This is a genomic window from Actinoplanes sp. NPDC048791 (assembly GCF_040650095.1).
GTDB lineage: Bacteria > Actinomycetota > Actinomycetes > Mycobacteriales > Micromonosporaceae > Actinoplanes.
Genome location: NZ_JBEZGQ010000185.1, coordinates 1 through 11,291, shown reverse-complemented (window position 1 = coordinate 11,291; position 11,291 = coordinate 1). Strand labels below are relative to the sequence as shown.

The 11,291-nt window shown below is 70.8% G+C and carries 4 protein-coding genes; 3 read left to right on the top strand and 1 reads right to left on the bottom strand.

Annotation, left to right across the window (positions count from 1 at the left end; all coding sequences use genetic code 11):
- The 3 genes from AB0C29_RS16255 to AB0C29_RS16245 form a co-directional block, all read left to right on the top strand.
- Window positions 1–2,865 (top strand): LamG domain-containing protein (locus AB0C29_RS16255; RefSeq protein ID WP_360820881.1); only part of this gene is annotated, 2,865 nt, incomplete at its 5' end.
- A gap of 33 nt (window positions 2,866–2,898) precedes the next feature.
- Entirely contained in the window at window positions 2,899–9,255 is a 6,357-nt protein-coding gene (locus tag AB0C29_RS16250; protein ID WP_360820879.1) for an RHS repeat-associated core domain-containing protein, read from the top strand.
- A complete protein-coding gene (locus AB0C29_RS16245; RefSeq protein ID WP_360820877.1) occupies window positions 9,252–9,809 on the top strand; it encodes a hypothetical protein in 558 nt (185 codons plus the stop codon). Before AB0C29_RS16250 ends, AB0C29_RS16245 begins: the two co-directional genes overlap by 4 nt.
- Before the next feature lie 422 nt (window positions 9,810–10,231).
- On the opposite strand, the gene AB0C29_RS16240 is transcribed toward AB0C29_RS16245, so the two are convergent.
- On the bottom strand, window positions 10,232–11,291 hold a 1,060-nt coding region (locus AB0C29_RS16240), incomplete at its 5' end, for a Bcr/CflA family efflux MFS transporter (protein WP_360820875.1).

Sequence of the window (11,291 nt, the reverse complement as noted above, 5' to 3'; positions counted from 1 at the left end):
CCCCTCACCGCCGGGCTCACCATCGCGTGGCAAGCCGAGCCGGTCGCTGCCGCACCGCCGGTCCGGGCCGAGTCACCCGCCGACGCCGGGCCGTCGCCCGAGGACGTCGCGACCCGTCAGGCCCGCGACACCGGCCGGCCCGTCGAGGTGGTCGAGCGGCGGGCCGAGGACGAGATGCTCTTCGCCAACCCGGACGGCACCTTCACAGCGGAGATCACCGCGGGACCGCAGCGGGCCCGGCAGGCGGACGGGTCCTGGTCGGCGATCGACACCACCCTGGTACGCCGGGCCGACGGCTCGGTCGGTCCCCGGGCGGCCGCCGTGGACCTGACGTTCTCCGGTGGTGGCACCGAGCAGCAGCTGATCCGGCTGGCGGACGACGACAAGGCGGTGGCCATCGGCTGGCCGGGCAAGCTGCCGGCCCCGGAGCTCTCCGGTGACACGGCCACCTATGTGGAGGCTCTGCCGGGTGTCGACGTCAAGGTGAGCGCGTCGGGCACCGGTTACTCGTACGTCATGGTCGTCAAGTCGGCCGAGGCCGCGGCCGACTCGGCGCTGGCCCGGCTGAGCCTGCCGGTCGAGGGCGACGGCCTGACGATGCGCGAGACCGGATCCGGCGGTCTGTCCATGGTGGATGCCGACGGATCCGTGGTCTTCGAGGGCGACCAGCCGGTGATGTGGGACTCGGCCGCCACCGTGACCGGTGCGGCACCGGCGGCCATGGCCCGCACGACGGCTGCCGACGTCCCGGCCGGGCCGGCGGACGCCCCGGTTCCCGCTGACGAGTCGGTCGCCCCCAGCGCCGGCGACCGGGTGGCGGACGTCGACCTGGGCGTCGCCGGGGAGACCCTGACCCTGGTGCCGGACGCCGCCCTGCTGGCCGACCCGAAGACCGTCTATCCCGTCTACATCGATCCTGACCAGGGCGTCAAGCGCACCGACTGGATGTACGTCAGCAGCGCGCACCCCGGCACGGAGTACTACAAGTTCAAGGACGACGAGGGTGTCGGCCGCTGCTCGAACTGGGGCGGTTACGTGTGCAGCAGCAGCGCGTACACCAACCGGATGTACTTCAAGTTCATGCCGGTCAAGGCCGACTGGGCGGACCGGGTCGTCAGCAAGGTGAAGTTCACCGCGGTCGAGACGTGGTCCTTCTCCTGCACGGCGAGCTGGGTCAACCTCAACCTCGTCGACGCCGGCAAAGTCGACTCGGGCACCAACTGGAACAACAAGCCGGCCGACGGTGACCTGATGGTCGACCGCAAGGTGGCCTACGGCCGCGGCAAGTCCTGCGATCCCGATGCCCCGCCGTCGCCGGTCGAGTTCGCCGACAACAAGGAAGAGACCAACGAGAACCTCACCTCCACGGTGAAGGCGAAGCTCAAGGCCGGGTCCCCGATCGCCTTCTCGCTGAACGCCAAGGACGAGAGCGACGGCAACAGCTGGAAGCGGTTCGAGGGTGACACCGCCGCCCTGTCGGTCACGTTCAACACCCGGCCCGGCAAGCCGTACGGCGAGAAGACCACCAGCCCCACGACCGGTTGCGTCACCGGCGCCGCACGCCCGTTCGTCCGCGACGCCACTCCCGACCTGCAGGTGACCGCGGTCGACGACGAGACCAGCCAGAACCTCAAGGTCACCTTCGAGGTGCTGGACGTCGCCACCGGCAAGACGGCCCACAAGGCCACGGTCGATCCGCAGAAGCAGCAGGGCTCCTTCATCGCGCCGGTTCCCGCGGGCAAGCTCGTGCACGGGCACTCGTACAAGTGGCACGCCCTGAGCAACGACGGCCTCGACGACGCCATCGCCTGGTCGGACTGGTGCGAGCTGTCGATCGACCTGGAGGAGCCGGCGGTCGCGCCGGTGGTGACCTCGGACGACTTCCCGAGCGAGGGGCGCGGCAAGCCGGTCGGCCAGAGCGGGGTGTTCACCTTCAGCTCCGGTGCGGTGCAGGACCCGGCCTACGGCAACGACGTCGACTACTACAAGTGGTCGCTGACCACCGACGTGCCGACCAACACGGTCAACAACTCCGCCCTGGGTGGCCCGGGCGTCTCGCCGCCGATCACCCCGACCAGCTTCGGCCCCAACGTGCTCTACGTGCAGAGCTTCGACCGGGCCGGCAACTCCAGCCCGCAGCTGCGGTACGTCTTCCGCCCGACGCGGGCCTGCGACGACCCGGCGGCGGACACCTGTGCCGCCGGCGTGTGGCTGCTTGACGAGGGGACCGGTACGACGGCGGCCGACGGCTCCGGGAAGGGCCACTCGCTGACCGTCTCCGGTGCGGAGTGGGCCTCCGGTCAGCTCGGCGCGAGCGACAAGGCACTGCGTTTCGACGGTACGGCCGACTCCGCGTCCACCGCGGCGGTCGTGGACACCCGTCAGGGGGTGACCGTGGCCGCCTGGGTGAAGCCGTCGAGCTTCGCGCACAACGGCACGGTGGTCAGCCAGGCCGGCACGTACGGCAACGGTTTCGCGCTGGGCTACTCGGCCGGCACGAAGCGCTGGGTCTTCGGGCGGCACAAGTCCGACAAGGCCAACCCGGCCGCGAGCGACCTGGTGCAGGTGACGGCCGGGACGATCGAGGCCCCGGAGCTGGACAAGTGGACCTACCTGACCGGGGTCTTCGACCCGGCCGACAACATGCTGCGGATCTTCGTCGACGGCCGGGAGCAGGGCGCCGTCAAGTACACCGGCACGATCTGGGACGCCACCGGCAGCCTGCAACTGGGCCGGGCCCGCGCGAACGACAAGTGGGCCGACCTGTTCGCCGGTGACATCGACGACGTCCGGGTCTTCGCCGGCGTCCTCGACCCCGCCGACATCGACGGGCTCTGGTTCGCCAGCCGCCCCCCGGCGGCCTGATCCGCCGTGCCGACTCTCCGGAAGGAAACATCCATGCGCCGCGCCTCACTGGCTGCCGGCCTGGCGGGACTGCTGCTCACGACCTTCGCGGCGGTACCGGCCCGGGCTGACGACGTTGTCGACGAGGCGGCCCGGGAGGCCCGCCGTCCCAAGACGCAGCAGTCCGTCTCGATCGACGTCGGCGAGGAGGGCATGCAGCCGCCGCTCGCCGTCGGCGAGGACAACTCCCCGGCGCGGGTGGCCTGGCCCACGCCCGCCGCGGCCACGGTGGCCGTGCCGGCCGCGGCCGACCAGGGCACTGCCACGCCCGGCGGCCTGCCGGTGACCGTGGAGGCTCCGGACAAGACCACCACTCCGGCGCCCAGCGCCGTACGCGTGGAAGTGCTGGACCGGGCGGCCGCCGACCGCGCCGGGATCGACGGCCTGCTGCTGTCGGTGTCCCGCTCGGACGGCAAGGCCGCGAAGGGCGAGGTGAACCTCGGCCTCGACTACTCCGCTTTCGCGCGGGCCTACGGCGGGGACTGGGCGAGCCGCCTGCGCCTGGCCAGCGTGCCCGCCTGCGCGCTCACCACCCCGGACCAGCCGCAGTGCCGCACCAGGACACCACTGGACACCCACAACGACCGGGAGAACGAACGCGTCGTCGCCGATGTCCCGGCGCCCCCGGTGGCAACCGGCGGCACCAGGTCCCGGGTCGCCTCGGCCTCCGCGGCGGCGGCCGGAGTCGGCCTGCTCGCCGTCTCGAGTGGCGCCAGCGGCGGCACCGGCAGTTACGCGGCCACCTCGCTGGCCCCCTCGGGCAGCTGGCAGAACAGCGGCAACACCGGCGGCTTCTCCTGGCAGTACCCGCTGCGGGTGCCGCCGGCGCTGGCCGGCCCGTCACCGCAGCTGAGCTTCGGCTACTCCTCGGCGAGCGTGGACGGCCGGGTCGGCTCGACCAACAACCAGCCGTCCGTGGTGGGTGAGGGCTTCGACCTCGCGGTCGGCTTCATCGAACGCTCGTACCGCTCCTGCACCGACGACGGTCACGACGAGCGCGGCGAGGAGAAGTACGACCTCTGCTGGCACTCGGACAACGCCACCATGTCGTTCGCCGGCCGCAACGGCGAACTGGTGAAGAAGTCCGCCGACGAGTGGCGGCTCAAGTCGGACGACGGCACGAAGATCACCCGGGAGACCGGCGGCTTCCACGACGGGCACGACAAGCAGTACTGGGTCGTCACCACCACCGACGGCACCCGGTACTACTTCGGCAAGGGCAAGCGGACCGCCGACGACACCGAGAGCACCGAATCGGCCTGGCAGGTCCCGGTCTACGGCGACGACGCCGGCGAGCCGTGCCACGACGACAAGTTCGCCGACTCGCGCTGCCTGCAGACCTGGCGCTGGAACCTCGACTACGTCGTCGACGCGCACGGCAACACGATGACCTACTACTGGAACACCGAGACGAACCGCTACGGCGCGAACCGTGACGACAAGTCCGTGCAGTACGACCGCGGCGGCTACCTCAAGCGCATCGAGTACGGCGAGCGCTACGGCGACGAGCGGGAGACGAAGGCCCCGGCGCGCGTGCAGTTCTCGGTGGCCGAGCGGTGCAAGGGCGACGACGCCGACTGCGAGCCGGGGGACCTGAAGGAGGGCACCGCCACCCGCTGGCCGGACGTGCCGTTCGACCAGATCTGCACGGATGACGAGAGCTGCGAGGAGCAGTGGTCGCCGACGTTCTTCACCCGCAAGCGGCTGAAGTCGGTCACCACCCAGGTCCTCGGCGGCGGCGACTACCGCGACGTCGACACCTGGGAGCTCGCGCAGTCGTACCCGGACCCGGCCGACGCCTCGACCGCCTCGCTGTGGCTGGACTCGATCACCCACACCGGCAAGGCCTCCGGGGCCGACATCACGCTGCCGAAGACGACGTTCACCAAGACCCCGCTGGACAACCGGGTCGACCGGGACGGCGACGACCGGCTGGCGTTCAAGAAGTTCCGGATCACCGGCATCCAGTCCGAGTCCGGCGGCCTCATCTCGGTCAACTACGCCAAACCCGAGTGCACCTGGAAGGACCTGCCGACCCCGGAGACCAACACCCGGCGGTGCTACCCGTCGTACTGGTCGACCGAGGGGCAGATCGGCGAGGACACCGACTGGTTCCACAAGTACGTGGTGGAGTCGATCGTCGAGAACGGCCGCACCGCGAACAGCGTCGCCAAGGTGACGAGCTACCAGTACCTCGGCGGGGCCGCCTGGCACTACGACGACAGCGAGATCACCAAGGCCGACAAGAAGACCTGGGGCCAGTTCCGCGGCTACCGGACGGTGCGCACGATCGTGGGCGGTACGGGCACCGCCGACCGGCTGCGCACGGAGGCGACCTTCCTGCGCGGCATGGACGGCGACCGCAAGGGCGAGGACGGCGGCCGCAAGGAGGAGACGGTCACTGCCAGCGACGGTACGGAGGTCACCGACCACGACCGCTACCAGGGCTTCCTGCTGGAGCAGCGGACGTTCAACGGTGAGTCCGGTGCGGAGATCTCCGGACTGGTCAACACGCCCTGGCTGTCGGAGCCGACCGCGAGCGAGGGCGCCGACGACGCCCGGCTGCTGGCCATCAAGAGGGCCACCAGCCGCACCGCGCTGGACGGCGGCAAGGTCCGGCGTACGTCGGTCGAGCACGAGTACGACGGCTACGGCATGCTCCGGTCCTCCGACGACCGGGGCGACCTCGACGTCAGCGGGGACGAGTCCTGCACCGAGAACTGGTACAACCGCAACGTCGACAAGCGGCTGCTGACGCTGGTCAGCCGGGTCCGTACGGTCTCGGTGGGCTGCGACGCCACCCCGAGCCTGCCGGCCGACGCGGTCTCCGACGTGCGGACGTCGTACAACGGCAAGGACTTCGACGAGACCCCGGCCAACGGTGACGTCACGCGGACCGAGCAGGCCGAGTCGTACACCGACGGCAAGCCGAACTATCTGACCGTGGCCCGGTCCGGTTACGACAAGTACGGCCGCCTGCGGTACTCGTACGACGCCGGGAACAACCAGACCGAGACCAGGTACGTCCCGGCCGAGGGCGGACCGGTCACCGGCATGTCGGTGATCAACCCGCTGGGCCAGGACACCACCTCGACCGTCGACCCGGCGTTCGGGCTGGTGACCCAGACCGAGGACGCCAACGACCAGCGGACCGCGCTGCGCTACGACGCCCTGGGCCGGCTGGTCAAGGTGTGGCTGGCGGGCCGGTCGGTCGAGGACGACGTGCCCGACATCGAGTACGTCTACTCGATCCAGACCGACAAGCCGGTCTCCGTCACGACGAAGACGCTGACCCCCAACGGCGGCGTCCGGACCTCGTACGCGCTGTACGACGGGATGCTGCGGCCGCGCCAGAACCAGGAGCCGTCGCCCAACGTCGGCCGGATCATCACCGACACCCAGTACGACTCGCGCGGCCTGACCGTCGAGCAGGCGGGCCCGTTCTACAACAAGGAGGCGGCCGGCACGACGCTGGCCGACACCTCCTCCGCCGAGGGCAAGCTGCCGCTGACCCAGACCGTCTACGACGCGGCCGGCCGGGCCAAGGAGGAGATCTTCAAGGTCGGCCAGACGGAGAAGTGGCGTACCTCGACGTCGTACCACGGTGATCACACGGACGTGACGCCGCCGAAGGGCCAGACGCCCACGACGTCGTACACGAACGCCCAGGGCCTCACCACCCGCCTGGTGGAGTACCGCGGCGCCAAGGCCGAAGGCCCGGCGGACACCACCAGTTACCGCTACGACAAGGCGGACCGGCTCGAGGAGATCGAGGACGCCGCCGGAAACCTGTGGAAGTACGGCTACGACCTGCTCGGCCGCCAGACCAGCTCCACCGATCCGGACGCCGGCTCGAGCACCATCAAGTACAACAAGCTGGACCAGGTCGAGTCGACGACCGATGCCCGCAAGCGCACGCTGGCCTACAAGTACGACAAGCTCGGCCGGCCCGAACTGCTGGAGGAGGTGCCGGCGGCGCCGGCCACGACCCGGACCAAGCTGGCCGCCTGGACCTACGACACGGCGATCCTCGGCAAGGGCCGGGCGGCGACGGCCACCCGCTACGTCGGGACCAACGCCTACACCTCGACGATCGCCGAGTACGACGTGGCGGGCCGGCCGAAGAACACCTCGGTCACCATCCCGGGGTCGGAGAACAACCTGGCCGGCACCTACACGGCCAAGGCCACCTACAACATCGACGGCAGCCCGGAGACGATCACCAGCCCGGCGGCCGGTGACCTGACCGCCGAGACACTGCGCTACGGCTACAACGCGCGTGGCATGCCGACCTTCCTCACCGGCACCTCGGGTTACGTGCGGGACACCACGTACTCGGACTTCGGCGAGGCGCTGCAGTACACCCTGGGCACCAGCACGGCCAGCAAGTACACGTGGCTGACCCAGGCGTACGAGGAAGGCACCCGCCGCCTGCAGAACTCCCGGGTGGACCGCGAGGCGGTGACCGGCACCGACACCAACGCGACGTACGCCTACGACGCGGCCGGCAACATCACCAGCATCGCGGACCAGCCGAGCCAGACCGGCACCAAGGCCGACGTCCAGTGCTTCCAGTACGACTACCTGCGCCGCCTCACCGAGGCGTGGGCCCAGGCGACCACCGCGTGCGCGGCGACGCCAGTCGAGTCGGTGCTCGGCGGTGCGGCCCCGTACTGGCAGAGCTTCAAGTACGACGTGGCCGGCAACCGGACCGAGGAGGTCACCCACCGGACGGTCGCCACGGGCACGGACGTCAAGAAGGTCTTCAAGCCGTACGGCAAGGGGGCCCAGCCGGCCCACGCGGTCGACCGCACGGACGTGACCAGCACGACCGCGGGCAAGGCGGTGGCCACGGCCGACACCTACAAGTACGACGCCAACGGCAACACCGTCGAGCGCAACCTCGCCGGCAAGCCGGGTGAGGTGTACCGCTGGGACGCCGAGGGCCGGGTGTCCGAGGTCCTCAAGGCGGGGGTGGTGGTCGCGTCGTTCGTCTACGACGCCAACGGCAACCGCCTGATCCGCCGGGACATCGCCGGCAAGGCGGTGACGCTGTACCTCGGGGGCATGGAGCTGAAGCTCGACACGTCGACGGCCGACGTGAAGACCCAGAAGGTGACGGCGACCCGCTACTACAGCTACGCCGGCATGGCCGTGGCCGTACGCACCAAGGCCGCGGTGACCTGGCTGGCCGGTGGCCAGAACGGCACCGCCGAACTGTCGATCAATGCCGCGGACTCGAAGGTGGTCCAGCGCCGTACGCTGCCGTTCGGCGGTGTCCGCGGCAGCACCGGGACCTGGCCGGGAGAGCGGGGCTTCGTCGGCGGGACCAACGACGCGCTGACCGGGCTGATCCACCTCGGAGCCCGCGAGTACGACCCGGCGACCGGCCGCTTCCTGTCGGTCGACCCGGTGATCGACTTCAGCGATCCGCAGCAGCTGAACGCCTACGCCTACGGCCGCAACAACCCGTTCGCCTTCCCGGACCCGTCCGGCATGTGGTGGGGCTGGAGCAACACCGGCCACCTCGCCCTGGACGTGATCGGGCTGGTGCCGGCCTTCGGCGAGGCCGCCGACCTGGTCAACGGCGTCTGGTACGCGGCCGAGGGCAACTACGTGGACTCGGCGCTGTCCTTCGCCTCGGCCATCCCGATCGCCGGATACGGCGCCTCGGCGGCCAAGGGCGCGAAGTACGCCGACGAGGCGATCGACGCGGTCGATGCGGCTGTCGACACGGCCAAGACGGCGGACAACGCCACCGACGCGGCCAAGGCCGCGGACAACGTGGTCCCGCCGGCGGCACCGAAGGCCGCGACTCCGCCGAAGCCTGACCCGCCCGCCAAGCCCAAGGACGCACCGTCCGGCGCCAAGGACACGTCACCGGCGAAAGCCGACGGTGGCGGTGGCAACGGTGGCGGCCCCGGCGGTGGCGGCGGCAAGGGCGGCGGCGGTAACGGTGGCGGCGGCAACGGCGGCGGCGGTAGCGGTGGTGCCGGCAAGGGCGGTGGCAAGCCGGACCTGGACGCCATGTCGAAGTCCGGGCAGACCAAGGAGAAGGGCGGCAAGACCTCGGCCGGCCGCGCCTACCAGAAGCACAGCGACCGCGGTGAGGTGCCGAAGGTTCCCGGCAAGGAGCACAACTCGGTCGGGCAGAATCTGCTGGACGACATCCTGACCGATCCGCACTCGGACTTCCAGCCGATCACCTCGAAGACCAATTTCGGTGGCACCCGGGTCATCAGCAACAAGATCATGTCTTTCGTCGACGACAATGGTGCGGTTCAGGAACGATTCATCGGAGTCGTGTTCAGCAGTTCCGGCCGAGTGGAGTATTTCGGGATGTTCCTATGACCCGCGACGGAGAGGTCAGAGGGCTTTCGGCGCAGGCTCTGCGGAGCCTGGTCGGCGGCCGCGTCGAGCGGATCCGGCTCTGGTCGGCCGAGGACGCCGACGAGGAACTGTCCGGCGACGAACTCGCCGGGGTCGTGGACGTCGATCACGGCGTCGTGGTCTCGACCACGGCGGGGGAGCTCGCGCTGGCCTGGCGGATCGACGGCTACTACGAATACCTCAGTGCTGTCGGTGATCCCGCCGCCAGCCCGGCGGCCCGGGTGAACCGGATGGCCGACGTTTCCGATGGCCGGCCCTGGCGCGGGCTGATCGGCGCGACCGTCACGGGTGTGGGCACAGCCACGGCTGAGGCGGAGGACGGCAGCAAGCTGCTGTGGTCGGTCCGGCTCGAAACCGACGCCGGGCCCAGCCTGACGGTCGCGCTCGGCGAGACCGAGGACGGCGCGGTCGAGTATCGGCCCAGCAATCTCGTTGCCGTTTTCGACCGCCGGGTCGCCGAGACCTATGCCATCGAGCCCGGTGGCGAGAGCGCCTGGGGCACCGACTTCGGCTGATCGTCCGCGAGCACGGAGCCATCGGAGCGTGCTGCTCCGATGGCTCCTGTCGTTCGGCTACCGATGGGGAGGTCACCTACGTTGATCGTTTGTCTGGGCGACGCCACGGCGACAGTTCGTGAGCGGGCGGACGCCACTGTCGCGGCGGTGTCCGGACCGCCCGGCATGACGATGCTGGGCAGCCCGGCTTCCGCCGACGGCCCCTTCTTCACGGTGCGGATCGATCGGGGCCCAGCGCCCCGGACCGACGTCAGCCTCGGGCTGTGGGGAGCCCGGCCGTCCAGCGCACCGACCCTGTTGGGCCGCACGTGGGCAGATGCGAGACATCACCGGTGAGTGACCCGTGCGGGTCCAGCGACACGGGAGCCATCGGAGCTGTGCTGCTCCGATGGCTCCCGTCGTCGAGCTCGGTGGTGGGACGGTCAGTGGGCGGTGGCGAGCGCCGGGTTCGCGTCCTCGACCGGGAGCTGCCAGGGGCGGACCACCAGCAGCAGCACTACGTTCGCGGCGAGCATGCCGCCGGCGATCACCAGGGCCATGCCGACCGCGCCGGTGCCCAGGACCCCGACCAGCGGGGCAGCCAGGGCGCCCACGCCGAACTGGACCGCGCCGAGCAGGGCCGCCGCCGTGCCCGCGGCCTCGCCGTGGCGGGACAGGGCCAGCGCCGGGGCGTTCGGCAGGGCCAGGCCGGCTGCGGCCAGGACCAGCCACAGCGGGACCAGCACGCCCGGCAGGCCGCCGAAGCCGGTGGCCGCGAAGAGCAGCAGGACCAGGCCGGCGAGCGCGCCGCCGGCCAGGGAGCTGATCAGGATCTGCGACGGGGTCCAGCGGCGCAGCAGCCGGACGTTGAGCTGGGTGGCGGTGATCAGGCCGACCGCGCCCGCGCCGAAGACGTAGCCGAACTCCTGCTCGTTCAGGCCGTACTGCTCCTGGAAGACGAACGAGGAGCCGGAGACGTACGCGAACAGCGCCGCCATCGCGAGCCCGGCCACCAGGATCAGCCCCAGGTAGGCCCGGTCGCCGAAGAGCCGGCCGTAGTCGCGCAGGGTGCCCACCACGCCGCCGTTGCGACGTCGCTCGGCGGGCAGCGTCTCGGGCAGGGCCAGCGCGGTCACCGTGAGCATCGCGATGCCGAACAGGGCCAGCACCACGAAGACGCCTCGCCAGGACGTCCAGTTCAGGGTGATGCCGCCCAGGGTCGGGGCCAGGATCGGTGCGGCGCCCATGACCAGCATCAGGCGGGAGAGCAGCTTGGCGGCGGCGAGACCGGTGAACAGGTCACGCACGATCGCCATGGCGACGACCGCGGCCGCCGCGGCGCCCAGGCCCTGCAGGACCCGCAGCGTGCCGAGCAGCGCCAGGTTGGGCGCGATGACGCAGAGGACCGAGGCCAGGATGTGCACGGCGACGCCGGCCAGCAACGGCGCGCGGCGCCCGACGGCGTCGGAGACCGGGCCGATCAGCAGCTGGCCCAGGGCCAGG